A 24634-nucleotide genomic window follows, 5' to 3' on the forward strand; every position below is an offset into this window, starting at 1 on the left:
TGTCCGCGGCGCTAGGCGCTCGGCGGACGTTCCTGTTCAAGCCATTGACGCATGGCTGCGGCCAGCTCTTCGGGTGAACCCTCGCGGCTGCTGTGACCGGCCATCAGCACGGCCTGGGGCATGGTCGCGCACGCGGCGCTGGCAGCGCTTTGAGTCCAGACTTCCATTCCCTGCCGACGCATGCGCCCACAGGCAGCGACGCCATCTTCACCCATGCCACTGAAAATGATCGCGCCGCAGCTCGGTGCGTAGGCCTGGGAAACCTCATCCAACAGCACTTCTATTGCCGGCTGGTAGGCTCCGGGCCAGGGCCGATCATGCAGTTTGACCTGGCCTTGCGGCCCGAAACTCAGCGCCCGGCCGATCGACGCGACCAAGACTTCACCATGCTGTAATCGACCGCCTTCGACGCTATTGCGAATCTGCCAGGCGTTCTGCCGCCCGAGTATGTGTGGCAACTGCTGCTCGAAGCCCGCATCAATATGCTGTGCATAAACAAAGGCGATCGGTGCATCCGCCGGCAGCGCATCGAGGAACCGCTTGACTGCCGCCGGCCCACCGAGTGAGGCGCCCAGCAGCCACACGCAACAAGGTGCGGCCGATGTCGGAGCCCGCTGCGTCAATGCCGGTGGCGCATGCACCGGCTCCCCGAGCAAGGTGCTGAGCTTGCCGTATAACCGGCGTTGCCAGCGCACATGCTCCTCATCCTCCGGGGACGGTATCTCACCTGAGCCCATCACCACCGGCACCGGACTGAATTCCAGCAACCAGTCGGCCAGCTCGGACTCATCCGCCATATCCAGCAACCACACATCAGCGACGATCCCGGCCAACTCTGCGATTTCCATACCCACCGGGGCGGTATCAAACACTACCCGGTAGCCGAAACTGCGGACTGTCTGCTGCAACGCCTGGCGGCCGCGCTCGGAACTCACCAGCAGCGCGACCGCCGGCGCCTCAGTCACGCAGATTGACCAGACTACCGATAACCTCCAGCAACTGGGTTTCCTGGTAGGGCTTGCCGAGGTATTCGTTCACCCCCAGGCTGCGTGCCCGCTCGCGGTGCTTCTCCCCGGTACGCGAGGTGATCATGACAATCGGCAGGTCCTTCAGCCGCTCGTCGTGGCGCACCCGAGTAGCCACTTCGAACCCATCCATGCGCGGCATCTCGATATCCAACAGCATGATGTCCGGCTGGATATCCTGCAGCCGCGCAACCGCATCAACACCATCCTTCGCGGTCACCACTTCCATACCGTGACGTTCGAGCAACCGGGTAGTCACCTTGCGTACGGTGATGGAGTCATCCACCACCATCACCAGGGTCGACCGGCGAGTCTGGGGTATGGCCGCAGTGGCCCGTTCAGCCGCCAGCTTCTGTTGCGAGTAGAGTGCCTGCTGCGCACGAATGACCGCGAGCAGATCCAGAATCACCACCACCCGACCGTCACCCAGAATGGTCGCCCCGGAAATACCGGGCACCACGGCAAACTGCTTGCCGAGGCTCTTCACCACGATCTCCCGGGAACCGGCCAGTGCATCAACCTGCACCGCGACACTGTGTTCGGCACCGCGCACCAGAATCACCGGCAGTGGCAGGCTGTGACCGCCGAGGCGGGGCTGCTGGCCGGTGACCAGCAGATCACCGAGATAGCGCAGATCGTAGTGCTTGCCGGCATATTCAAAGGGCGGCGCATCCGGAGCGTAATAGGCTTCCAGCTCATAGCCGGAGATACGCACTATCCCCTCAATGGTATTCAGCGGAATGGCATACAGGTCTTCACCCGAATACACCATCAGCGCCCGGTTCACGGACACGGTGAAGGGCAGGCGAATGATGAAGGTGGTACCCAGACCGGACTCGGTGAACAGCGTCATGCTGCCGCCCAGCTGCTTGATCTCGGCATTGACCACATCCATGCCGACACCCCGCCCGGAGATCTGCGTCACCTGCTCGGCGGTACTGAAACCCGCCTCGAGAATGAACTGCAGCACTTCCTGATCGGTCAGCGTCGCATCAGCGTCCATCAGGCCACGCTCAACCGCCTTGTTGCGCACGGCCTGCAAGTCGACACCCCGGCCGTCATCATTCAATCGAATGACGATTTCACTGCCTTCGCGGTGCACATCCAGGCTGATATTGCCTTCTTCCGGTTTCCCTTCCGCAGCCCGCAGCGCCGGCAGCTCAATCCCGTGGTCGACGGCATTGCGCAACATGTGCTCGAGCGGACCCATCATGCGCTCAAGTACGCTGCGGTCCATTTCGCCTTCAGCATTGCCCACCGCCAGACTGACCTGTTTGCCCAGCTCGCTGGAGACCTGTCGTACCACCCGGCGCAGCCGAGGCAACAAGCGCTCGAAGGGCACCATGCGCGTGCGCATGAGGCCTTCCTGCAATTCGGTATTGACCCGCGCCTGCTGCAACAGCAGGGTTTCCGCATCGCGGCTTCGGGTGGCCAGGGTTTCCTTCAGATCGAGCATGTCCGAAGCGGACTCGAACAAGGAGCGCGACAACTGCTGCAGCTGGGAATAACGGTCCATTTCCAGCGGGTCGAAGTCCTCGTAGCCCTGCTCTATTTCCTCCTGGTGGCGCGACAGAATCTGCGCCTGGGTTTCCATATCCAGCCGTCGCAGCTGGTCACGTACCCGCTCGATGGTACTTTCCATATCGGTCAGCGTCTGACTGATATCACTGACCTGCTGCTCAATGCGGCCGCGGAAGATGGATGTCTCGCCGGCCAGGTTGACCAGCTCTTCAAGCAGCCCTGCAGGCACCTTGATGGTCTCCTGCATGCCCCCGCGACTGCCCGCGGTACGCGACGGGCCGGCCCCATCCATGGCCTGCTGCAGAATGCTGCGAATCTCAGCCAGCGTTCGCTCCGGCGCTGCCGGTATCGATAGGGGCGCCGCGGATGCAACAGTCGGCAGCTTCCAGTCACTGCTGGGGAATAACTGCCCACCGGCCAGTTGTTCGACGCTATTCTGCAGCTCGGCCAACATCACACTCAGGCTGTCATCCTGACCGGGCTCCGCCTGCTGCAAGGTTGTTTCCAGCAGTCGCGCCTGTTCGGCCACGGTGTTATGACTGGCCAGGCGGGCACTGCCCTTGAGGGTCTGGATACGATGCAGTAACTCATCCGCAGCCGCAGGCTCGGTTTCCCGGCGGCTCAGCAGATCGGCACAGGGCTGCATCAGCTCCCGGGCTTCTTCGATGAACATGCCGAGCATGCCCGAATCGGCTGCCAGAGCAACGGGTGGCGCTGGCATCGGCGCTTCGGCGTTCTCGGCTGCGAGCGGTTCGGCAACGGCCTCGGTGGGCCATTGCGGTGGCCGGTCCGGCTGCGCGCGGAAGTCGCGAATCACCCGAATCAGCTGCATACCATCACTGATCGACCTGTCCGCGACAATACCTTCGACCATCTCGGTCAGGGCGTCCTGACAGGTCAGCAGCAGCTCGGGCAAGCCTTCCATCGGCGTAAAGCGCTGAGCCACCAGCCCTTCATACAGGAATTCCAGCTCGTGGGTCAGATCACCCACCGGGCGAACTTCCGCCATGCGCGCACCGCCCTTGAGCGTATGCAGATCACGCAGCAGGGCATGCAGCGGCGCCTCATTACTGGTGTCGGTCAACCAATGCTGCAGACTGCTGGAGGACGTATCGAGGATTTCCTGGGCTTCTTCGAGGAAGATATCCACCAACTCAGCATCGGTACCCACATCACCGAGGTTCCAGGTATTGGCTGACACTTCTGTAGCGGTACTCGCTACTGGCGCCATCGGCACATTCTCGTTGCCTACCTGAAACAGCGCCTGCAGTGCGTTCAACTCATCCCCGGCAGGATGCACATGCTGGTGCGCCGCAACCTGATCCATCATGCCGATCAGGCGTTCATGACTCTGGGCCAGGCAGTCGGCAACCTCGGGGCTCAACAACAGACGCTGGCTGACCAGGGCTTCATGCGCATCTTCGAGACCCTGGCAGAGTTCCTCGATGGGCAGCAGCTCGACTTCTGCAGCTACCTCGGCCAGCGCGCGCAAGGCCCGCGCCAGACCGGCATGGTCAATAGCCGCGGCCGGCGGCCACAATGCCAGCTCGTCCGCCACATCCAGCAGCAGGTCAACACCCTCAGTAAGAAAGATCGACACCAGTCCGGCATCGGACGACCCGTCCAGATCGGAACGACTGTTGTCATGTTTCCGCATAGCGTCCCGGTAGACCACATCCAGGCGCTGCAAGAAGGTCTGGGTCCCGGGAACAACCTGGTCGGACGCTGCATCGACCCGTACCAACCACGTCTCGAGCATGCTCACTGCGTCGCGCAGCAACTCGACGACAGCCTGATCGGCCGGGATCAGATTGCCCTTGAAGTCCTTGGCCAGCTTCTCCAGTGGCGTCGCCAGTACCGCGATAGGCTGGATGCCGGCCATGTGTGCGCTGCCCTTGAGTGTATGCAAGGCGCGCTGCAAGGTATCGCTCAGCGGGTACGGCAGACCGCTCTGATCACATATGCCGATATAGCCGTTGATCTGTTCGATATGCGTCTGGGTTTCGTTGCGGAATATCTTCAGCAGCAGCGGGTCAAGCTCCGCCTTGACCGCCTCGGCCACCCCTGTTTGCGGCTCCTCAGCCTCTTCGACGACAGGCAGGCTTTCGCCACGGGACAAGGCATCTGCCTGTTTTGTCAGCTGCTCCACTTCAGGCAACTGCTGCTGCCGGCCGGCAGCAAAATCATCCAACAAGGCGGGCACCAAGGCGCGAACCGCATTGACGGTGGCAAATATCGGCTGGGTGAGCGGTACATTGCCGTCGATAACCCGGTTGAGCATATTCTCGACCGACCAGGCCAATTCGGCCAACACCCCGGCACGGACCATGCGGCCGCTGCCCTTGAGGGTGTGAAAACCACGACGCACCTCGGCGCGGGCCGCCATGTCCTGCGCATCGGCCTGCCAGCGGGGCGTAAACTCGTCGAGCGTTTCCAGTACTTCGCCGACTTCTTCAACAAAGATTTCCAGCAGCTCGGCATCGAGCTCTTCTTCATCTGCCTCTTCTGTTTCATCCGAGGTCTGGCTGACGGCAGGCTCGACAGGCGACGCCGGGGCTGCGGCAATGTTCCCTGGCGCATAGCCGAGCAGCGCCAGACGCTCCTCGGCAACGGCCAGGATGCTGTCACCACGGTCGGTATTATCTTCAACCACCCGCTCAAGGTAGTAATCGATGCTGGTGATCACATCGGCCAGCGCATCCAGTGCTTCCCAGTCGGGCACCTTGCGATCGCGCATCAACTGCTGACTCAGGTACAGACGGCAAGCGGCAACCGCATCGGCGGCACGCGCCAATGGCAGCATGGCCAGTCCACCGCGCACGCTGTTGAGCAGATCATCAACCGGCTCCAGCTGGGTATGGTCCCACTGTCCGGCAATGAAGGCATTGACTGCTTCGCGCGTCTGCTCCAGTGCGTTGCGCGCTTCCAACACCACCTGCTGCTGGATCGGCAACATATCCTGGGCACCGGCCAGCTGCCGGGGCTGATCATCTTCTTCATCGGGCGCGTCGCCGGAACGATTCATAGCGAAGATACCGCGCATGCTGGCTTCGACATACAGCACACCGCCGGCCACTTCCATCAGTTGCGCATCGCTTGGCATGCTGTCAGCGGACGCCAGCATCTCCACCCGCTCAATCTGTTCCTGCAGCACCCGACGCGGCTGACCAAGCCCCAGCACCGCCAGCGTATCGGCAATGCGTTTCATCGCCGGCAGCAGGCTATCCAGAGTGTCCGGACGCCGATCACTGCTGCGTACAAACAAGTCCAGGCGTTCCTTGACCTGCAACAGCTCCTCGTCCAGGGCCTGGACAACCGAGTACATAGTGCCCCGGTCCGGGCCGACCATGCGGCTGTCGCTGGCCTGCGCCTGCTGAGCGGTCTCGCTCCACAGCGGATTCAACCGATAGTGCTTTTTCAGCGCATCCAGACGCGGGCTATTGCCACTGCTCTTGGCCACATAGAACAGCAGGTTGCGCAGCAGCTCTGGAGCAGGTGCGCGATCGGCGATCGACACCGACTCGTCCTGCAGTTGCCGCAATTCACGGTCACCCTGGCGCAGTAGTTGACGAATGGCCGCGCCATTGTCGATGGTGCCAAGCTCCAGACCTTCGGCTACACCGGCGAAAATATTCCACAATTCGGCAAAGCGGGTGCCCTGGAACAGACTTTCAAGGCGACTGAAAACACGGCCCAGCTGATGACTGCTGGCCGGTACGCTCTGTTCGCGAATGATAGCCGCATGGGCAATTTGCATGGCTTGACGCAACTTGCGCAGCTGCCGGGCCACCTGCTCGCTGCCAAAGTCGGACTGCTGAGTATCGCCGGCACCCTTATCGGCATTCAGCTCGGGGCTGAACAAGGCGTTTTCCGACAACAGCTTCTCACCGCGGGCGGTGCGCATGTCGTTGAGCAGCGGCAGCAACAGCAGCGGCAGATCTCGCCGTCCGCTCTGCACCCGATCCAGGTAGGCGGGCATTTGCAGGATCGCCTGCATCAGCACTTCCAGCGCCTCGTTTTCACGGCGGCAAGTGCCATGCATCAAGGCCTGGGCAAGTTTTTCTATTTCTTCGGCCAGCAGCGCCGCGCCGTAGAACTCCACCATCTGCAATGTGCCATGAACCTGATGAATATAGGTCAGGCAAAAACGCAGGCGCGTCGTATCCTCGGGGTTTTCTACAAAGGCTTCCAGGGCGTGACGCGCTTGATTCAGCGTCTCGGAAATCTCACCTTTGACCCAGTCGAGGGCGACATAATCATGCCGATCACCCATAGTCACTCCAGACATTCCATGCTGTCCCGCCGCCGGTAAGCCTGTACCCGATCATCAGGTACCCGCTCCAGGAGGGAATTGTTCCAGTCCATTATTTCACCCGGTCCGATTACCAGTATGCCGCCCGGCGCCAACCGCATTGCCAATTGGTTGAGCAGGTCACGACGGCGCCAGCGTCGGAAGTAGATGAGTAAATTCTGGCAAAAAATGATATCCAGGTCCCGGATCGGAGCCTGGGCCAGTTCCAGGATATTCAGTCGAGTGAAACACACCCGGTCGCGCAGCGCAGGCGCTACCCGATACTGTCCATCCTGCAGTTGTTCCAGCCATTGTTCACGTTCGCTGTCGCTCAGACCGCCCAATCGGCGCTCGGGGTAGCAGCCGTTGCGGGCCTGATCGAGCGCATGCTGACTGATATCCGTCGCCCAGATACCGTAATCACGCCGCTGCTGACCGAGCACCGCCAAGGATTGTTCCATGATGATCGCCAGCGAGTAGGCCTCTTCCCCGCTGGCACACCCGACGCTCCACAACTGCAGCGGTCGATCACTGCCCGTGGCCTGTCGTTGGGCGAGAAACCATGCCACGCAGTCAAAGGAGGCGCGATGACGCATGAAGCTGGTCTCGCGCACCGTCAGCCATTCGATCAGCGCAGACCATTCCAGTGCCCCGCTGATGCCTTCGGTAACGTATTCGTAGTAGGCCTGGTAGTCGCGTATGCCCAATTCTCGCATGCGCGCACCAAGGCTGGTCTGCAGATAGGCCTGACGCTGTTCGCTGACGCACACGCCCGTGCGCGCTTCCAACAGCCCCTGCCACTGACGGAACTGCGACCCATCCATGTTTGGCAACTGCTGCAATGACCAGTGTGGCGTTCTGTGCACTGTGCGACTCCCGCTGTGCTGTTATTCGCGGCAGCATCCCGGCCGCCGCTGCGCTCAGCCTTGCCCGGGCAGGGTGAAGCCTTCCACCGATTGACGCATGCTGTCGGCCAGCTTGGCCAGTTCACCAATGCTGCGTGCGGTGGTGGTGGTACCCGCCGAGGTCTGCGAGGTGATCTCCTGGATGACATTCATCGTGTTGGAGATATGACCCGCCGAGGAAGCCTGCTGCCGCGCTGCGTTGGAGATGTTCTGGATCAACGCTGCCAGGCTGGTGGATACCTTCTCGATCTCTTCCAGAGCAACACCGGCGTCCTGAGTCAGGCGCGCGCCGCTGACCACTTCCGAGGTGGTCTGCTCCATGGAGATAACCGCTTCGTTGGTATCGGTCTGAATGGTTTTCACCAGCGCTTCGATCTGCTTGGTGGCACCCGAGGAGCGCTCAGCCAGACGCTGTACTTCGTCAGCTACCACCGCGAAGCCTCGGCCTGCATCACCGGCCATGGAGGCCTGGATCGCAGCGTTCAAGGCGAGAATGTTGGTCTGGTCGGCAATGTCGTTGATCAGGCTCACGATGTCACCGATCTCCTGGGACGATTCACCCAGACGCTTGATACGCTTGGAGGTGTCCTGGATCTGCTCGCGAATGACGTCCATGCCGGAGATGGTGCTCTGCACCACTTCGTTACCCTTGTTGGCAATGGCTACCGAACGCTCCGCTACCGCAGCCGATTCGGCGGCGTTGGCCGATACCTGGTCGATGGATACCGCCATCTCGTTGACCGCCGCCGAGGCGCCGGCAATTTCCTGCGCCTGGTGTTCGGAGGCTTCGGCCAGGTGCATTGCTGTGCCCTGGGTTTCCTGTGCCGCCGAGGCGACCTGCAATGCCGTGTGGTTGATCGTTTCCACCAGCGCACGCAGCTGGTCGATGGAGAAGTTGATCGAGTCAGCGATGGCCCCGGTGAAGTCCTCGGTTACCGTCGCTTCGGCAGTCAGGTCACCGTCGGCGAGATCGGCAATTTCATCGAGCAGGCGCAGAATCGCTGTCTGGTTACGCTCATTGGTTGCTGCAGTCTCGGCCAGACGTTGGCGGGTTTCACGGGTCATCTGCAGACCGATCAGCAAAATACTGCCCAGAGCGATGATGCCCAGGATGTAACCCAACAGGGTATTCACCCAGCGGGCCTCGCTGCGCTGCTCAAAACCCTGAGACAGGTCTGAAACGTTATCCAGCAGCACCTGGGAATCGGTGAAGATATCGTTGGCCGCCAGACGAACCTGATACAGCTCCGGGGAGGTCAGCAGGATCTGATCAACCGAATCCGATACGAAGCTGAACAGATCGGCAATTTCGTTGAGTCGACTCACCGCATCAGGATCGGTTACCTGACTGATGTTCATCACGTCATTGCCTTGCAGCATGCCTTCCAGCACCCGACCGAACAGGCCAGCGTCACGGCCGAAGCTGTCCGCTGCCATTACCGCATCAGCGTCACCGGTCAGTACCCGGTTCACCGAGCCGAGAATCCGCTCGGCCAGCAACGACTGTCGCTGGGCAATGGATACCTGGTCTGCAGCAGCGCCACTGTCGATCAGCACATCTACCACGTCTTCGTATTCGATCTGCAGTTGCGGCACGGTATCAGACAGTGTCGCGGCTACCTCATGCAGAGACAGTACCGTATCCCGACTGTTCAGAATGGCGTCGGCATTGCCGCGCAGCTTGTCCCAGTCAGCCTGCACTCGCGACAGCGGCTCCTGCAACGCACCCGGGGTCGCCGGCAGGCCGGTTTCCTCGCGTCCATTGGACAGGTACCCCCAGCGCTGCTCGAAATCGTTACGTGTTTCCAGCAACAGGCCGAAGGCTTCCGGCGTACCCGTGGCCGCCTCCGTTGCCGACTTGGAAATCTGCTGGGACAGTACTCGCAGCTCACCGGAGTGACCGATGTATTCCGTATCGTATGAACTCTGAACGTTCAGATATACGAAGTTGATGAACAGCAGAATCAACGACAGAATCAGTGCGGCGAACAGGCCACTGATCGTGCGATTGCTGCGCAAGGTTGACAGTATATTGGTATCAAGCTTTTTCATTTTCTGGCCCCTTCCTGGCCTACCGCATGCTTCTTAAAGTACTGAATTACGTACCGGCAACACCGGCCCGCCCCGCCTCGATCAGATCGCCACGTCAAGAAACGCCTGGTCGCGTGCCAATGCCCGGAAATTGAATATCATTGATACCTGTTCACCGGTATAGGCGCCCACCACAAACGGCCTGAGCTCTTCTGGGAGGCCAGACACCGAGGTAGTAAAACTGTCAACTGGGAAGTGCTGCATACCGAACAGCTCGTCGACCAACAGGCCGACAAACAACTCGTCATGGTCGAGCACCAGCACCCGGCGCTGCTTGCGCGGCGTGGTGGCTGGTGCATCAAGAAAGTGGCTCAGATCGATGATCGGCAACAGTCGGCCGCGCACGTTGGCGACGCCTCTGACCCAGGACTTGACCCGGGGCAGCGCCGTATAACGTGGCTCATGCAGGATTTCAGTGATCTCGCCCATGGCCGCAACCATCGGCTTGCCAGCCAAGCGGAAACCGATACCGCTCCAGGTCTCGGCTACCGCCTGCTGTGCCGGCAATCCGGCAGCGCGCTGGCGACAGCGTGCCGCCAACTGCTGAAGAAGATCGAAAGGATGTGTTGTGTCTGACATACCGTCCCTGTTGTCATGTACCGGTGAAGCGGGTGCTGTCAGGTATCGAGCACCGCTTTCACCGTGCGGATCAGGATCGCTTCCTCGACCGGCTTGGTGAGGTAATCCTTGGCCCCCTGACGCTTGCCCCAGACCTTGTCGGTTTCCTGATCCTTGGTGGTCACTATGATCACCGGGATATTCGTGGTTTCCGGGTCCTTGGTCAATTGGCGAGTGGCCTGAAAACCATTGAGCCCCGGCATAACGATATCCATCAATACGGCATCGGGCTTTTCCTGGCGCGCCAGCGCTACGCCATCGGCGCCATTTTCTGCCTTGAGTACTTCAAAACCGTGTTTTTCCAACATGCCGGTGAGCTTGTACAACTCGGTCGGCGAATCATCAACTACTAGAATGCGAGCCATTTATCCCCCTGGATATTCAAATTGAGTCGGCGAGCTGTTAGACGCCCGCTACGCCGGCCATCTTTTTTTCCGACTGCGGAACGTGGGCCTGGATGGCCCCCAGCAGCTCTTCCTTGCTGAATGGCTTCGTCAGGTACTGATCAGAGCCCACGATACGGCCCTTGGCCTTGTCAAACAGACCGTCCTTGCTGGACAGCATGATTACCGGCGTGGCACGGAACGCAGAATTGTTCTTGATCAGAGCGCAGGTCTGATACCCATCAAGACGGGGCATCATGATGTCGACAAAGATGATATCGGGGTGATTGTCAGCGATCTTAGCCAGGGCATCAAAGCCGTCAACGGCAGTAATGACGTTACATCCGACCTTTTTCAGCAGCGTTTCCGCAGTACGCCGAATGGTCTTGCTGTCATCAATTACCATGACTTTCAGGCTCTCGAAATTTTCTTCCATAAACACAGCCCTTGTTATAAACGACGGTCAATTGCAAGGTGGTCTGGTTCCCGGCTGAGACCGGCCAATTCCATTTCCGGCTACTTTTAACATAGATTTGCCAGGCAATCCATAAACCCTTCCCAAACCTGAGACATACCGCCACTAAGTCCTTCCCGCCCAGTCCGGGATTGTCACTTGCATGCCGGCTGCTCTGATCTTTCATCCCTGCTGGAGCAAATTTGGTAGACTGCCGCTACTTCTCAATCACCACAGCGACCCCAACCATGAGCATTCGCATTGGCATCGTCATGGATCCGATCAACGTGATCCACTACAAGAAGGACAGTTCCCTGGCCATGCTTCTGGCAGCGCAGCAGCGCGGCTGGGAACTGCACTATATGGAACCGCAGGATCTGTATCTGCAGGATGGCAAGGCCATGGCCTGCATGCGTCCGCTGGACGTGTTCGCCGATCCGCAATGCTGGTACCGACTCGGTGACATGCAACAGGCACCACTCGATCAGCTTGATGTGATTCTGATGCGCAAGGACCCGCCGTTCGACAATGAATTCCTGTACGCCACGCACATCCTCGAAGCTGCCGAACGCGCCGGTGTGCTGGTGGTGAATCGTCCCGCCAGCCTGCGTGACTGCAATGAAAAACTGTTCGCCACCCAATTCCCACAGTGCTGCCCGCCGAACACAGTGTCGCGCCGCGCCGATGTATTGCGGGACTTCATCAGCGAACACCGGGATGTGATTCTCAAGCCGCTGGACGGCATGGGCGGGGCGATGATCTTCCGCGTTCGCGAAGACGACCCCAACATCAGTGTCATCATCGAGACACTGACCGAACATGGTCAGCAGCAGATCATGGCCCAGCGTTATCTGCCCGAGATCAAGGATGGCGACAAGCGTATTCTGATGCTGAATGGCGAGCCTGTACCCTATTGCCTGGCGCGCATCCCCCAGGCTGGTGAAACCCGTGGCAACCTGGCTGCCGGCGGTCGTGGCGAGGCTCGCCCACTGACCGAACGGGATCACTGGATTGCCGCTGAAATCGGCCCCGAATTGCGCCGCCGCGGCCTGCTGTTCGTCGGCCTGGATGTGATCGGTGATTACCTCACGGAAATCAACGTCACCAGCCCGACCTGCATTCGCGAGATCGATGCGGCCTACGATACCGATATCGGCGGCAAGTTGATGGATATCATCGCGCAACAACTCAAAGCGCGAGTCGGTGCGTAGACTTTTTTCCCCGACAGGGGCAGACTGCGCTGCAGTACGCCCCCAAGTCTATGGATAGCATGAATACAGCAGCAGCGACGCCGCCTACCCCCGTTCAACCGGCCGCCCCGTCGGGCGGCCCGACCATCGAGCCCAGGGACCGCCTCGGATTCACCCTGTTCCTGGCGGCCGTTCTGCATGCCCTGGTCATTCTCGGGATCACCTTCGACCTGCCCAGCCCGAGCGAGCTGTCTCGAACCCTGGAAATCACCCTGGCCAGCCAGCCATCCGACACCCAGCCGGAGAAAGCCGATTACCTGGCGCAGTTCGACCAGGAAGGCAGTGGCACTCTGGATGAGAAGGCCGCACCCAGTACACCGGAAGAAGCGGTATTTCAGGACAGTGAGATAAAACCGGTGTCGCCCGCGGAGCCTGCCGCCCCGCCGCCGGCTCCCAAAGCGCCGGAAAAGATAGTCACCACCACCGCGCCCGCCCCCGACCGGGCAGTTCGCACCCCGCCACAACCCGATCCACTGACGGCCCCACCGACCCGCCAGCGCTTTGACATGTCTACCCTGTCACAGGACATCGCCAGCCTGGAGGCTCAGCTCGCCGAAGAGCGGCAACAGTACGCCAAGCGTCCGCGCGTGCACCGACTCACTGCCGCCTCCACCATGCGCGACAAGGGGGCGTATTACAAAGACGCCTGGCGCCGCAAGGTCGAGCGCGTCGGCAACCAGAACTACCCCTCCGAAGCCCGCAGCCAGGGCATCTACGGCGGCCTGCGGCTGCTGGTGGCGATCAATCGTGACGGCTCCTTGCGGGATGTGCAGATACTCGAATCATCCGGGCACCAGGTGCTGGACAATGCGGCATTGCGTATCGTCCGTCTGGCTGCGCCCTACGCACCTTTCACCGGCGAGCTGATGGATGTCGACGTACTGGAGATCATCCGCACCTGGCGCTTCGAGCCCGGCGACCGGATTTCCAGCTTCTGAGGATGCGCTTGCCCTCCGCGCCCGCGCGCCCAATACTATGCCGCATGACCCAGACCTTACCGACCTATCTGAAACATCATTTTCTGATCGCCATGCCGCACATGGAAGATCCGCGTTTTGCCCACAGTGTGATCTACCTGTGCGAGCACAACGAGGACGGCGCCATGGGGCTGGTGATCAATCAACCCAGCGGCCTGAATCTCGGCGATGTGCTGGAACAGACCTCGCCGGAGTTGAGCGTCCCTGTTGAGATCGGCAGCCGCGTCGTCTTCAGCGGCGGCCCGGTGCAGGCCGAGCGCGGCTTTGTGCTGCATCGCGGCCCGCAGCAGTGGGAGTCGAGTCTGGATCTCGGCCCGCTGCAGCTGACCACCTCGCGGGATATTCTCATGGACATCTCCAGTGGCAGCGGGCCCACCGAGGTCTTTGTCGCCCTGGGCTATGCCAGCTGGGACGCCGGCCAACTGGATCAGGAGCTAGCCGACAACGTCTGGCTCAACTGCCCCGCCAACTATCAGATCCTCTTCGAACTGGCCGCCGAGCAGCGTCTGGATGCCGCCGCGCGCCATCTCGGGGTTGATCTCAGTCTGCTCAGCAGTCAAGCGGGGCACGCCTGATGGCGGCACCACTGCAACGCGTGCTCGGTTTCGACTACGGCACCCGGCAGATCGGTGTTGCGGTCGGTCAGACGCTCACCGGCAATGCCCGACCGCTCAAGGAACTGCGCGCCCGCGACGGCATTCCCGATTGGGAGCAGATCGCCGCCCTGCTGCGCGAATGGCAGCCCGATGCCCTGGTGGTCGGCCTGCCCCTGAACATGGACGGCACACCCAGCGAGATGAGCGCCCGCGCGGAGAAATTCTCTCGCCGCCTGCACGGGCGTTTTCAGTTGCCGGTGCATTGTGTCGATGAGCGCCTGTCCACCTTCGAAGCCAAACAAACCCTGCGTGAGACTGGTCGCGGCACGCCATCCAGCTACCGCGACAATCCGGTCGACAGCCTGGCCGCTGCGCTACTGTTGGAAACCTGGCTGGCCGGCCAAAAGGAGAACGAATGAGCGCATTGCCTGAAGTCGGCCCATTGCTGGAACGCATGGGTCAGGAATTGATTGCCTGGCTGGACCGCAATCATCGCACGGATCCGGCCTTTGTCGGCATCCATACCGGCGGCGTCTGGGTCGCTGAGCAGCTGCGTGATCAGTGGCTGCCGGAGGCGCCCATGGGCACGCTGGATATCGCCTTCTACCGCGATGATTTCGCCCAGATCGGCCTGCAACAGGGCGTACGCCCCTCCGAGCTGCCGTTCAGCGTCGATGACCGTCATCTGATCCTGGTGGATGACGTATTGATGACGGGCCGTACCATCCGCGCCGCCCTCAACGAGCTGTTCGATTATGGCCGCCCGGCCTCGGTGACCCTGGTCACACTGGTGGATATCGAGGCCCGCCAACTGCCGATCCGTGCTGATATTCTCGGCGCCAGTCTGGCTCTGCCCGCCGGCCAGCGGGTAAAATTATCCGGTCCCGATCCGCTGCAACTGACCCTGACCACCGTCACCACGTCATGAGAGCCCAATGAGCCTGAAACCCAGCCAACTGCAACTCAATCAACAGGGCCAGCTACGCCACTTTCTCGGCATTGACGGCCTGTCCCGCGAACTGCTGACCGAGATTCTGGACACCGCCGACTCCTTCCTCGAAGTCGGCGAGCGCGCCATCAAGAAAGTACCCCTGCTGCGCGGCAAGACCGTGTGCAACGTGTTCTTCGAGAACTCCACGCGCACCCGCAGCACCTTCGAGCTGGCCGCCAAACGCCTGTCCGCCGATGTGCTCAACCTTGACGTGCAGACCTCCTCGACCAGCAAGGGCGAAACCCTGTACGACACCCTGCGCAATCTCGAGGCCATGGCCGCAGACATGTTCGTGGTACGTCACGGCGACTCTGGAGCCGCACACTTCATCGCGCGCAATGTCTGCCCGGATGTGGCCATCATCAACGCCGGCGACGGTAATCACGCGCATCCCACCCAGGCGATGCTGGACATGCTGACCATCCGCCGGCATAAGGCGGGATTCGAGCAACTCTCGGTAGCAATCGTCGGCGATATCATGCATTCACGGGTAGCTCGCTCGAACATGGAAGCACTGCGTATTCTCGGTTGCCCGGATATCCGCATCATCGCCCCGCGCACCTTGCTGCCGGTCGGCATCGAACAATACGGTGTGCGGGTATTCAATGATCTGCGGGTCGGACTGCGCGATGTCGACGTGGTGATCATGCTGCGCCTGCAGAAGGAACGCATGCAGAGCGGTCTGCTGCCCAGCGAAGGGGAGTTCTACCGCCAGTACGGTTTGACCAGCGACAGCCTGGCACTGGCCAAACCCGACGCCCTGGTCATGCACCCCGGCCCGATCAACCGTGGCGTGGAAATCGAATCAGCCGTGGCCGACGGCCCGCAATCGGTGATTCTCAATCAGGTGACCTACGGTATCGCCGTGCGCATGGCCGTCATGTCCATGGCCATGGCCGGACAGACCACCCAGCGCCAGTCCAGCCAGGGAGTGCAATGAACATGCGTATCACCATTCAAGGTGCGCGGGTCATCGACCCCGCCAGCCAGTTTGATGAAATCACCGATGTACACCTCGATGCCGGCCAGGTACGCGCATTAGGCAACGCCCCTGACGGTTTCGTCGCAGCGCAGACCATCGATGCCCGTGGTCTGATCGCCTGCCCCGGCCTGGTCGATCTGAACGTCAGCCTGCGCGAGCCAGGCTTCGGCCGCAAGGGCAACATTGCCAGCGAAACCCGTGCTGCCGCCGTTGGCGGTGTCACCAGCCTGTGCTGTCCGCCGGACAGCCGCCCGGTACTGGATACCCCGGCCGTGGCTGAACTGATTCTGGACCGCACCGAGCGCGCCGGCCAGGCACGGGTATTCCCCATCGGCGCCCTGACCCGCGGACTGGATGGCGAACACCTGAGCGAACTGGTGGCTCTGCGTGACGCCGGCTGTGTGGCCTTCACTCAGGGTCTGGCCCCCATGAAGAGCAACCGCATCCTGCGCCGCGCACTGGAATACGCCGCCGGCTTCGATCTGCCGGTGATCTTCACCCCGCTGGACCCGGCGCTGGCCGAAGGCGGCGTCGCCCATGAAGGGCCGACCGCAGCGCGGCTGGGCCTGGTGGGGATTCCCGAAAGCGCGGAAACCGTGGCCCTGGCGCGGGATCTGCTGCTGATCGAACAGACCGGCGTGCGTGCGCACTTCAGTGGCCTGAGCAGCGCACGTGCCGTCGACATGCTCGCCGACGCCCAGGCTCGCGGCCTGCCGGTCACCGCCGATGTGGCCATGTATCAATTGCTGTTGTGTGATGAGGATCTGGAAGGCTATTCCAGTCTGCTGCATGTCATGCCGCCGCTGCGCAGCAGCAGTGACCGACGGGCTCTGCGCCAAGCGGTGCAGAACGGTGTGATCCAGGCCATCGCCTCGCATCATCAGCCTCACGAGCCGGAAGCCAAGCGAGTGCCCTTCGCCGCCTCGGCGCCGGGTATCAGCAGCGTGGAAATCATGTTGCCGCTGGCACTGACCCTGGTGGCGGACGGTCTGCTGGAATTACCGGCCCTGCTGGCGCGACTGACCTGCGGTCCGGCGGGCATTTTCGGTCTGCCGGCCGGACGGCTTGCCGAAGGCGCCAGCGCCGACATCACTCTGTTCAACCCCGCGGTGAGCAGCGAGATCGGTCAGCACTGGCTGTCCAAGGGCGCCAACTGCCCCTTTATCGGCCAGAGCGCACCGGGCGCGGTTACCCACACCCTGTGCCAGGGTCAATTGGTCTATCAAGCGTAACAGTCGCTACAACCGGCGGTATCAGCGCCGCCGGTTGTCGTCCGACTCTTCCAGCGCAAACCCTTCCACGGCATTGCCCATCAGGTGCTTGCCGTCGGTCTCCGAACCCAGCTTGATCAGCAACCGCAAATCGTTGGCCGAGTCAGCGTGGGCCAGCGCGTCTTCATAAGTGATCTCGCCCTGGCTGTACAGCTTATACAACGCCTGATCGAAGGTCTGCATGCCCACTTCATTGGAGCGCGCCATCAGCGGCTTGAGCTCGTGCACCTCGCCCTTGCGGATCATGTCGGCGGCCAGCGGGGTATTGAGCAACACTTCAATGGCAGCGCGGCGGCCCTTGCCATCCGGCGTCGGGATCAACTGCTGGGCGACGACGGCCTTGAGGTTGAGCGACAGATCCATCCACACCTGCTGGTGCATTTCGGTCGGGAAGAAGTGAATGATGCGGTCCAGCGCCTGGTTGGCGTTGTTGGCATGCAGGGTGGCCAGACACAGGTGTCCGGTTTCGGCAAAGGCCACCGCATGATCCATGGTCTCTCGGGTTCGCACCTCGCCGATCAGAATCACATCCGGTGCCTGGCGCAGGGTGTTCTTCAATGCCACTTCAAAACTGTCGGTATCGATACCCACTTCACGCTGGGTGACGATGCAGTTCTGGTGTTGATGCATGAATTCGATCGGGTCTTCAATGGAGATGATATGCCCGCTGGAGTTCTTGTTGCGGTAACCGATCATCGACGCCAGCGAGGTTGACTTGCCGGTACCGGTGGCGCCGACGAAGATCACCAGACCGCGCTTGGTCATCGCCAGCTGCTTGAGGATCTCCGGGAGCCGCAGCTCTTCCATGGTCGGAATGTTCACTTCGATGCGACGCAGCACCATGCCCACCAGGTTGCGCTGGTAAAAGGCGCTGACGCGGAAACGACCAACGCCACGGGCACTGATGGCGAAGTTGCATTCCTTGTTCTCGGCGAATTCACGACGCTGGGCTTCGGACATCACCCCCAGCACAGTTTCCCGGGTCTGTTCGGGGGACAGCGGCGTCTTGGTCACCGGCAGTATCTTGCCGTGCACCTTCATGCTCGGCGCAACGCCGGCGGTGATGAACAGGTCGGAAGCGCCCTTCTCGACCATCAGTCGCAGCAGTTTTTCGAACTCCATAATGCCCTCGTCTCGGGGCGCAGTCCCGCGCCCGTCATTCTGTCTATCAGAGGCTTTCGCCTACCTTGGCTTTTTCTCGTGCGGCTTCGCGACTCACCAGACCACGAGTCACCAGCCCCTTGAGGCACATATCCAGCGTCTGCATGCCGAGATTACCGCCGGTCTGGATCGCCGAATACATCTGCGCCACCTTATCCTCACGAATAAGGTTACGGATGGCCGGTGTGCCAATCATGATTTCGTGTGCCGCCACCCGGCCCCCGCCAATCTTCTTCAGCAGGGTCTGGGAGATGACCGCCTGCAGGGATTCGGACAGCATCGAGCGGACCATGGCCTTCTCTTCGCCGGGGAAGACGTCGACCACCCGGTCGATGGTCTTGGCCGCGGACGTGGTGTGCAGGGTGCCGAAGACCAGGTGACCGGTCTCCGCGGCGGTCAGCGCCAGGCGGATGGTTTCCAGGTCACGCAACTCACCTACCAGAATGATGTCCGGATCTTCCCGCAGCGCCGAGCGCAGGGCTTCGGAGAAGCCATGGGTGTCGCGGTGCACTTCACGCTGGTTGACCAGGCACTTCTTCGACTCGTGAACGAATTCGATCGGGTCCTCGATGGTGAGGATGTGCTGGTACTTGTTGCAGTTCAGGTAGTCGAGCATGGCCGCCAGCGTGGTGGACTTGCCCGAGCCGGTCGGCCCGGTGACCAGCACCAGCCCGCGGGGAACGTCGGTGATCCGCTTGAACACGTCGCCCATGCCCAGATCTTCCATGGTCAGCACCTTGGAAGGAATGGTCCGGAATACGGCGCCGGCACCGCGGTTCTGGTTGAAGGCGTTGACCCGGAAGCGGGCGACACCGGGTACTTCGAAGGAAAAGTCGGTTTCGAGGAATTCCTCGAAGTCCTTGCGCTGTCTATCGTTCATGATGTCGTAGATCAGTGCATGAACCTGCTTGTGTTCCAGTGCCGGTACGTTGATCCGGCGCACATCGCCATCCACTCGAATCATGGGCGGCAGTCCGGCCGACAGGTGCAAGTCCGACGCGCCCTGCTTGGCGCTGAAGGCTAACAGCTCGGTTATATCCATAGGGTTCCCCATTGCAACCTGCAAGCATGTAGAATGCTCGGCAGGTCAATTCCATTGGCAAGGTAAATAACGTCCGTAATGTCCACGATAGCAGAGAATATTGCAAACGTTCGTGAACGCATTTCGCGTGCAGCGCACACTGTTGGGCGCGATCCGCAAAGCATCATCCTGATGGCCGTAAGCAAAACCCGTCCGGTCAGTGCCATCCGTGATGCCTGGGCCGTCGGGCTGACCCATGTTGGCGAGAATTACCTGCAGGAAGCGCTGGACAAGATCGAGCAACTGCAGGATCTGCCACTGGTCTGGCATTTCATCGGTCCCATTCAATCGAACAAAACCCGCGCCATCGCCGAGCACTTCGACTGGGTGCACAGCGTCGACCGGCTGAAGGTCGCACAGCGCCTGTCGGCGCAGCGCCCGCCTCAGCTGCCGCCGTTGAACATCTGTCTGCAGGTCAACATCAGTGGCGAGGACAGCAAATCCGGCGTGACGGTCGCTGCATTGCCGCAACTGGCGCAAGATATCGCTGCCCTGCCCAACCTGCGGCTACGCGGACTGATGGCGATTCCCGCTCCGGCTGACGACAGCGCCGCACGCCGGCAACCACTGCAGGCGCTGCGCGCAGCCATGGCGGCCCTGGAACTGCCGCTGGATACCTTGTCGATGGGCATGAGCGATGACCTCACCGAGGCGGTGCAGGAAGGCGCCACCATTGTCCGCATCGGCAGCGCAGTGTTCGGCGCGCGTGATTACTCCACTCCACATCTCGAAGGATAACTCCATGACAGCCCCGACTATCGGATTCATCGGTGCCGGCAACATGGCCACCAGCCTGATTGGCGGCATGCTGCAACAGAGCTTCAAACCCAATCAGATCATCGCCAGCGATCACAACAGCGAGCAGCTGGACAGGCTCAACCGCCAGTTCGGCATCCGCACCTCGACCGATAATGCGCAGCTGGCCAGCGAATGTGATGTGCTGGTGCTGGCCGTCAAACCGCAGGTTCTGCAGGCGGTCTGCCGTGATCTGCCGGTCCAGCGCAAACCCGGCCAGTTGGTGATTTCCATTGCCGCCGGCATTGCCTGCAGCAGTCTGGCCGAATGGCTGGGCGCCGATACCGCCATCGTTCGCTGCATGCCCAACACCCCGGCCCTGCGCGGTCAGGGCGTCAGCGGCCTGTATGCCTCGGCGGCAGTATCCGCCGAACAGAAGCTGCTGAGCGAAAAGATCATGAACGCGGTGGGCATCAGCCTGTGGCTGGATCAGGAAGCACAGATCGATGCAGTCACCGCAGTGTCCGGCAGTGGTCCGGCGTACTTCTTCTATCTGATGGAAGCCATGACCAATGCCGGCGAGCAACTCGGCCTGCCGCGCGACATCGCCGAACGCCTGACCCTGTTCACCGCCCTTGGCGCTGCGGACATGGCCGTGCACAGTGATGTGGATACCGCCGAATTGCGCCGCCGCGTCTGCTCGCCCAACGGCACCACCGAACAAGCCATCAACAGTTTCAGCCGGGATGACCTGCCAGGCATGGTCGCCCGCGCCATGCAAGCTGCCGCCGCGCGCTCTGCCGAACTGTCAAAAGAACTAGCCTGAGGAGACATCATGACCGGACTGAATATGGCCGCTGTATATATAGTGCAGACACTGGGCAGCCTGTATCTGCTGTTGGTACTGCTGCGCTTTATCCTGCAATTGGTACGCGCCGACTTCTACAACCCCATCTCGCAGTTCATCACGCGTGCCACGCAGCCTCTGTTGCGCCCCATGCGCCGAGTGATTCCGGGCTTTGCCGGTGTTGACTTCGCTTCGCTGGTGCTGGCGCTGATTGTGCAGATGGCGCTCATGGCCATCATCATCAAACTGATGGGTTATGCCCTGCCGGCGATATTGCAGCTGCTGGTCTGGTCCCTGGTGGGTATCACTGCGCTGTTCCTGAAGGTGTTCTTCTTTGCCCTGATCATCAGTGTGATTCTGTCCTGGGTCGCTCCGCACAGCCAGAACCCCGCCGCCGTGCTGGTGTATCAGTTGTGTGAGCCGGTGCTCGCCCCGATCCGCCGCGTTCTGCCATCCATGGGAGGCCTGGACCTGTCGCCGATCTTCGCCTTCATCGTGCTGAACCTGCTGGATATGCTGCTGGTGACCAATCTGGCCATCGCTACCGGGATGCCCAAGGGGCTGACGCTGGCACTCTGAAGGCAGCGTAACCTGCCGCATCAGTACGCACCGAATCCATATTAGGAACCCTAAACCCCATGTCCAGATTCTCTGCTGATTCCGTCGGCCTGGTCTCGCCGCAACGCCAGACCTTCACGGAGCCCCTGCAGCTGGCCTGCGGCCGGACCTTGCCTGAGTATGAGCTGGTCTATGAAACCTATGGCCAACTGAATACCAGCCGCAGCAATGCCGTGCTGGTCTGCCACGCCCTGTCCGGCCATCACCACGCCGCTGGTTATCACAGCGAGGATGAGCGCAAGCCAGGCTGGTGGGACTCCTGCATCGGGCCAGGCAAGCCCATCGATACCAATCGTTTCTTCGTTGTCAGCCTGAACAACCTCGGCGGCTGCCACGGCTCGACCGGCCCACTGAGTATCGACCCGCAGACCGGCAAGACCTGGGGCGGCAACTTTCCGATGATTGTCGTCGAGGACTGGGTCAACAGCCAGGCACAACTGGCCGACCACCTGAATATTGACTGCTGGGCCGCGGTGGTGGGCGGCAGCCTCGGCGGTATGCAGGCACTGCAGTGGGCTATTCATTACCCCGACCGCGTGCGGCATTGCGTGGCGATCGCCACCGCCTCCAAGCTGTCGGCGCAGAACATCGCCTTCAATGAAGTCGCCCGCCAGGCCATCATCACCGATCCGGACTTCCATGGCGGCGACTATGCGGCCTTCGGTGTCATCCCCAAGCGCGGCCTCGGGCTGGCACGCATGGTCGGACATATCACCTATCTGTCGGATGATTCCATGGGCAAGAAGTTCGGCCGCGAATTGCGTACCGAGCGTCTCAATTACGACATCAGCAGCGTCGAGTTCCAGGTGGAGAGCTACCTGCGCTATCAGGGCCAGGAGTTCTCCGAGCGATTCGATGCCAACACCTATCTGTTGATGACCAAGGCGCTGGACTATTACGACCCCGCCCAGGCCCACGGCGACGATCTGGCCAAGGCGCTGGCGCCCGTCACGGCGAACTGCATGGTCATGTCCTTCACCACTGACTGGCGCTTTCCGCCGGCCCGCTCCCGCGAGCTGGCCAATGCACTGATGGCCGCACGCAAGAACGTCAGCTATCTGGAAATCGAGGCCGCTCAGGGCCATGATGCCTTCCTGCTGCCGATTCCGCGCTACGTCGAAGCCCTGGGCAGCTACATGAATTGTATCGAGGTGGACGCATGAGCCTGCGCGCTGATCTGCAGATCATCCAGAAGTGGATTCAACCCGGCAGCCGCCTGCTCGATCTGGGCTGCGGTGACGGTGAACTGCTGCAATACCTGCAAACCCACAAACAGGTGCACGGCTACGGCATGGAGATCGATCCGGACAAGATCAACAGCTGCATCCGCAAGGGCGTGAATGTGATCGAGAAGGATCTGGACCAGGAACTGGACAACTTCGAGGACCACAGCTTCGATACTGTGGTCATGACCCAGGCGCTGCAGGCGGTGCATTATCCCGACCGCATTCTGGAAGACATGCTGCGTATCGGCCGCGAAGCGATCCTCACCTTCCCGAATTTCGGCCATTGGCGTTGCCGGTTGTATCTGGGTACCAAAGGTCGCATGCCGGTTTCCGAGTTCATGCCCTACACCTGGTACAACACACCCAATATTCACTTCTGTACCTTCAAGGACTTCGAGAAGCTGTGTCATGAGCGCTCGGTACGCATCCTGGATCGTCTGGTGGTGGACCAGACCCACCGCAGCAGCACGTTGAGCGCCATGTGGCCCAACCTGCTCGGCGAAGTCGCCATCTACCGTGTCACACGCTGATAAGGAGCTGACCATGAAACGTATTCTGATCGCCGGCCTGCTGATGCTCGCCACCAGCGTCGCCTCCGCTCAGCAAGGCCCGGCGCAAAGCCCACAACGCTTCGGTGACCTGCTGGTGTATCACAACACCTTCAACAGCTCTTTTCTGCAGCCGGACATCGCCGCAGCGACGGGCCTGCAACGCGGACCCCGACAAGGCGTGGTGAACATTGCCGTGCAGCGCAACAGCGCCCAAGGCCCCCAGGCGGTGGATGCACGCGTCGAAGGTACGGTGAAGAACCTGTTGCAACAGACCACGCCATTGCAGTTCATCCGCGTGAAGGAACAAGAGGCCGTGTACTTCGTTGCCAACTACACCGCTGGCCAGCGCGGGTTGCTGCAGTTCGAGGTCAGAGTCCAGGCAGAAGAAGGCGCGCCGACGCATACCCTGCGTTTCCAGCAGGAGTTTCACCCCGATGAATAAAGTCGCATTGCCGTTCAGCCAGCTGGTACTGGCCAGCAACAATGCCGGCAAGCTCAAGGAGCTGCAGGCCATGCTCGGCGAGCACATCGAGGTGCTGCCGCAGAGCCGCTTCATCAGCGAGGAAGCTGAAGAGACCGGTCTGAGCTTTATCGAGAACGCCATCATCAAGGCTCGTCACGCTGCGCAAGCGTCCGGCCTGCCTGCGCTGGCTGACGACTCCGGGCTGGCAGTGGATGCCCTCGGTGGCGCACCCGGCATCTACTCGGCGCGCTACGCTGAGGGTCAGGGCGATGCGGCCAACAATGCCAAGCTGCTTGACGCTCTGAAGGACGTCGAGGACGAGCAGCGCGGCGCCCGCTTCATCTGCGCCCTGGCGCTGGTGCGTCATGCCGAGGATCCGGTGCCGATCATCTGCGAAGGTGTCTGGGAAGGACGCATTCTGCATGCTGCTCAGGGCGAACACGGGTTCGGTTATGACCCATTGTTCCTGGTACCCGAACTGGGCGTCTCCAGTGCCGAGTTGCCTGCCGAACAGAAGAATCAGCTCAGCCACCGCGCCCGGGCCATGGTATTGCTGCGCGTCCGCTTGGGGTTGGCGTGACCGTATCTGAAGCAGGC

At 61.2% G+C, this 24634-nt stretch carries 23 protein-coding genes; 14 read left to right on the forward strand and 9 right to left on the reverse strand.

All coding sequences use genetic code 11. The features are described 5' to 3' along the window. Positions 1 to 11: 11 nt before the first annotated feature. The 7 genes from INT39_RS15975 to INT39_RS16005 all read right to left on the reverse strand — a co-directional run bounded on the left by INT39_RS15975 (position 12) and on the right by INT39_RS16005 (position 11270). On the reverse strand, positions 12 to 965 hold the full coding sequence (locus INT39_RS15975; protein ID WP_193074993.1) for a chemotaxis protein CheB: 954 nt from the start codon (positions 963 to 965) through the stop codon (positions 12 to 14). Continuing rightward, positions 958 to 6819 (reverse strand): Hpt domain-containing protein, encoded by a 5862-nt coding sequence (locus INT39_RS15980; protein ID WP_193075066.1) that lies wholly within the window; start codon positions 6817 to 6819, stop codon positions 958 to 960. The genes INT39_RS15975 and INT39_RS15980 overlap by 8 nt, the downstream gene beginning before the upstream one ends. A gap of 2 nt (positions 6820 to 6821) precedes the next feature. After that, a complete protein-coding gene (locus tag INT39_RS15985) occupies positions 6822 to 7661 on the reverse strand; it encodes a CheR family methyltransferase (protein WP_193075067.1) in 840 nt (279 codons plus the stop codon). 96 nt (positions 7662 to 7757) lie between these two features. After that, a complete protein-coding gene (locus INT39_RS15990) occupies positions 7758 to 9794 on the reverse strand; it encodes a methyl-accepting chemotaxis protein (protein ID WP_193074994.1) in 2037 nt (678 codons plus the stop codon). 81 nt (positions 9795 to 9875) lie between these two features. Continuing rightward, complete coding sequence (locus INT39_RS15995; protein WP_193074995.1) at positions 9876 to 10412, reverse strand: chemotaxis protein CheW; 537 nt, start codon at positions 10410 to 10412, stop codon at positions 9876 to 9878. 38 nt (positions 10413 to 10450) lie between these two features. Beyond that, on the reverse strand, positions 10451 to 10816 hold the full coding sequence (gene pilH / locus INT39_RS16000; RefSeq protein WP_193074996.1) for a twitching motility response regulator PilH: 366 nt from the start codon (positions 10814 to 10816) through the stop codon (positions 10451 to 10453). Positions 10817 to 10853: 37 nt separating this feature from the next. Beyond that, a complete protein-coding gene (locus INT39_RS16005) occupies positions 10854 to 11270 on the reverse strand; it encodes a response regulator (RefSeq protein ID WP_193074997.1) in 417 nt (138 codons plus the stop codon). Between the two features lie 266 nt (positions 11271 to 11536). Here INT39_RS16005 and gshB point away from each other — a divergent pair, with 266 nt between their 5' ends. The 7 genes from gshB to INT39_RS16040 are packed head-to-tail and all read left to right on the forward strand — an operon-like array spanning position 11537 to position 17316. Next, a complete protein-coding gene (gene gshB / locus INT39_RS16010) occupies positions 11537 to 12499 on the forward strand; it encodes a glutathione synthase (protein ID WP_193074998.1) in 963 nt (320 codons plus the stop codon). A gap of 59 nt (positions 12500 to 12558) precedes the next feature. Then, positions 12559 to 13476 carry an energy transducer TonB gene (locus INT39_RS16015; RefSeq protein ID WP_193074999.1) on the forward strand — a complete coding sequence of 306 codons (918 nt, stop codon included), beginning with the start codon at positions 12559 to 12561 and terminating at the stop codon, positions 13474 to 13476. A gap of 44 nt (positions 13477 to 13520) precedes the next feature. Further along, positions 13521 to 14090 carry a YqgE/AlgH family protein gene (locus tag INT39_RS16020; RefSeq protein ID WP_193075000.1) on the forward strand — a complete coding sequence of 190 codons (570 nt, stop codon included), beginning with the start codon at positions 13521 to 13523 and terminating at the stop codon, positions 14088 to 14090. Further along, positions 14090 to 14530: a Holliday junction resolvase RuvX gene (gene ruvX, locus INT39_RS16025; protein WP_193075001.1), complete on the forward strand. Its 441-nt coding sequence runs from the start codon at positions 14090 to 14092 to the stop codon at positions 14528 to 14530. Before INT39_RS16020 ends, ruvX begins: the two co-directional genes overlap by 1 nt. Next, positions 14527 to 15039 (forward strand): bifunctional pyr operon transcriptional regulator/uracil phosphoribosyltransferase PyrR, encoded by a 513-nt coding sequence (pyrR, locus tag INT39_RS16030; RefSeq protein WP_193075002.1) that lies wholly within the window; start codon positions 14527 to 14529, stop codon positions 15037 to 15039. Before ruvX ends, pyrR begins: the two co-directional genes overlap by 4 nt. A gap of 7 nt (positions 15040 to 15046) precedes the next feature. Continuing rightward, entirely contained in the window at positions 15047 to 16042 is a 996-nt protein-coding gene (locus INT39_RS16035) for an aspartate carbamoyltransferase catalytic subunit (RefSeq protein ID WP_193075003.1), read from the forward strand. A gap of 2 nt (positions 16043 to 16044) precedes the next feature. Beyond that, on the forward strand, positions 16045 to 17316 hold the full coding sequence (locus INT39_RS16040) for a dihydroorotase (RefSeq protein WP_193075068.1): 1272 nt from the start codon (positions 16045 to 16047) through the stop codon (positions 17314 to 17316). 21 nt (positions 17317 to 17337) lie between these two features. On the opposite strand, the gene INT39_RS16045 is transcribed toward INT39_RS16040, so the two are convergent. After that, the gene (locus INT39_RS16045; RefSeq protein WP_193075004.1) at positions 17338 to 18477 is read right to left on the reverse strand and encodes a PilT/PilU family type 4a pilus ATPase; all 1140 of its coding nucleotides are present in this window, start codon (positions 18475 to 18477) and stop codon (positions 17338 to 17340) included. Positions 18478 to 18523: 46 nt separating this feature from the next. Next, on the reverse strand, positions 18524 to 19558 hold the full coding sequence (locus tag INT39_RS16050) for a type IV pilus twitching motility protein PilT (protein ID WP_193075005.1): 1035 nt from the start codon (positions 19556 to 19558) through the stop codon (positions 18524 to 18526). 78 nt (positions 19559 to 19636) lie between these two features. Here INT39_RS16050 and INT39_RS16055 point away from each other — a divergent pair, with 78 nt between their 5' ends. From INT39_RS16055 to rdgB, 7 genes are read left to right on the forward strand one after another with little or no spacing between them, the layout of a single operon-like run. Then, positions 19637 to 20335 carry a YggS family pyridoxal phosphate-dependent enzyme gene (locus INT39_RS16055; RefSeq protein WP_193075006.1) on the forward strand — a complete coding sequence of 233 codons (699 nt, stop codon included), beginning with the start codon at positions 19637 to 19639 and terminating at the stop codon, positions 20333 to 20335. Positions 20336 to 20339: 4 nt separating this feature from the next. Continuing rightward, positions 20340 to 21158, forward strand: a complete 819-nt coding sequence (gene proC, locus INT39_RS16060; protein ID WP_193075007.1) for a pyrroline-5-carboxylate reductase — start codon at positions 20340 to 20342, stop codon at positions 21156 to 21158. A gap of 9 nt (positions 21159 to 21167) precedes the next feature. Beyond that, positions 21168 to 21758, forward strand: a complete 591-nt coding sequence (locus INT39_RS16065; RefSeq protein WP_193075008.1) for a YggT family protein — start codon at positions 21168 to 21170, stop codon at positions 21756 to 21758. Between the two features lie 59 nt (positions 21759 to 21817). After that, entirely contained in the window at positions 21818 to 22960 is a 1143-nt protein-coding gene (gene metX, locus INT39_RS16070; RefSeq protein WP_193075009.1) for a homoserine O-succinyltransferase MetX, read from the forward strand. A gap of 2 nt (positions 22961 to 22962) precedes the next feature. Next, complete coding sequence (gene metW / locus INT39_RS16075; protein WP_193075069.1) at positions 22963 to 23553, forward strand: methionine biosynthesis protein MetW; 591 nt, start codon at positions 22963 to 22965, stop codon at positions 23551 to 23553. 13 nt (positions 23554 to 23566) lie between these two features. Then, on the forward strand, positions 23567 to 24016 hold the full coding sequence (locus INT39_RS16080) for a DUF4426 domain-containing protein (protein WP_226944832.1): 450 nt from the start codon (positions 23567 to 23569) through the stop codon (positions 24014 to 24016). After that, positions 24009 to 24617 carry an RdgB/HAM1 family non-canonical purine NTP pyrophosphatase gene (gene rdgB / locus INT39_RS16085; RefSeq protein WP_193075010.1) on the forward strand — a complete coding sequence of 203 codons (609 nt, stop codon included), beginning with the start codon at positions 24009 to 24011 and terminating at the stop codon, positions 24615 to 24617. The genes INT39_RS16080 and rdgB overlap by 8 nt, the downstream gene beginning before the upstream one ends. Positions 24618 to 24634: the final 17 nt, after the last annotated feature.

The organism is Pseudomonas sp. FME51, from assembly GCF_014897305.1.

Excerpts from the sequence above, each read along its gene's own strand:
- INT39_RS15980 (WP_193075066.1), bottom strand. The coding sequence starts at position 6,819 with ATGGGTGATCGGCATGATTATGTCGCCCTCGACTGGGTCAAAGGTGAG.
- INT39_RS15985 (WP_193075067.1), bottom strand. The coding sequence starts at position 7,661 with ATGGATGGGTCGCAGTTCCGTCAGTGGCAGGGGCTGTTGGAAGCGCGC.
- INT39_RS15990 (WP_193074994.1), bottom strand. The coding sequence starts at position 9,794 with ATGAAAAAGCTTGATACCAATATACTGTCAACCTTGCGCAGCAATCGC.
- INT39_RS15995 (WP_193074995.1), bottom strand. The coding sequence starts at position 10,412 with ATGTCAGACACAACACATCCTTTCGATCTTCTTCAGCAGTTGGCGGCA.
- pilH (WP_193074996.1), bottom strand. The coding sequence starts at position 10,816 with ATGGCTCGCATTCTAGTAGTTGATGATTCGCCGACCGAGTTGTACAAG.
- INT39_RS16005 (WP_193074997.1), bottom strand. The coding sequence starts at position 11,270 with ATGGAAGAAAATTTCGAGAGCCTGAAAGTCATGGTAATTGATGACAGC.
- gshB (WP_193074998.1), top strand. The coding sequence starts at position 11,537 with ATGAGCATTCGCATTGGCATCGTCATGGATCCGATCAACGTGATCCAC.
- INT39_RS16015 (WP_193074999.1), top strand. The coding sequence starts at position 12,559 with ATGAATACAGCAGCAGCGACGCCGCCTACCCCCGTTCAACCGGCCGCC.
- INT39_RS16020 (WP_193075000.1), top strand. The coding sequence starts at position 13,521 with ATGACCCAGACCTTACCGACCTATCTGAAACATCATTTTCTGATCGCC.
- ruvX (WP_193075001.1), top strand. The coding sequence starts at position 14,090 with ATGGCGGCACCACTGCAACGCGTGCTCGGTTTCGACTACGGCACCCGG.
- pyrR (WP_193075002.1), top strand. The coding sequence starts at position 14,527 with ATGAGCGCATTGCCTGAAGTCGGCCCATTGCTGGAACGCATGGGTCAG.
- INT39_RS16035 (WP_193075003.1), top strand. The coding sequence starts at position 15,047 with ATGAGCCTGAAACCCAGCCAACTGCAACTCAATCAACAGGGCCAGCTA.
- INT39_RS16040 (WP_193075068.1), top strand. The coding sequence starts at position 16,045 with ATGCGTATCACCATTCAAGGTGCGCGGGTCATCGACCCCGCCAGCCAG.
- INT39_RS16045 (WP_193075004.1), bottom strand. The coding sequence starts at position 18,477 with ATGGAGTTCGAAAAACTGCTGCGACTGATGGTCGAGAAGGGCGCTTCC.
- INT39_RS16050 (WP_193075005.1), bottom strand. The coding sequence starts at position 19,558 with ATGGATATAACCGAGCTGTTAGCCTTCAGCGCCAAGCAGGGCGCGTCG.
- INT39_RS16055 (WP_193075006.1), top strand. The coding sequence starts at position 19,637 with ATGTCCACGATAGCAGAGAATATTGCAAACGTTCGTGAACGCATTTCG.
- proC (WP_193075007.1), top strand. The coding sequence starts at position 20,340 with ATGACAGCCCCGACTATCGGATTCATCGGTGCCGGCAACATGGCCACC.
- INT39_RS16065 (WP_193075008.1), top strand. The coding sequence starts at position 21,168 with ATGACCGGACTGAATATGGCCGCTGTATATATAGTGCAGACACTGGGC.
- metX (WP_193075009.1), top strand. The coding sequence starts at position 21,818 with ATGTCCAGATTCTCTGCTGATTCCGTCGGCCTGGTCTCGCCGCAACGC.
- INT39_RS16080 (WP_226944832.1), top strand. The coding sequence starts at position 23,567 with ATGAAACGTATTCTGATCGCCGGCCTGCTGATGCTCGCCACCAGCGTC.
- rdgB (WP_193075010.1), top strand. The coding sequence starts at position 24,009 with ATGAATAAAGTCGCATTGCCGTTCAGCCAGCTGGTACTGGCCAGCAAC.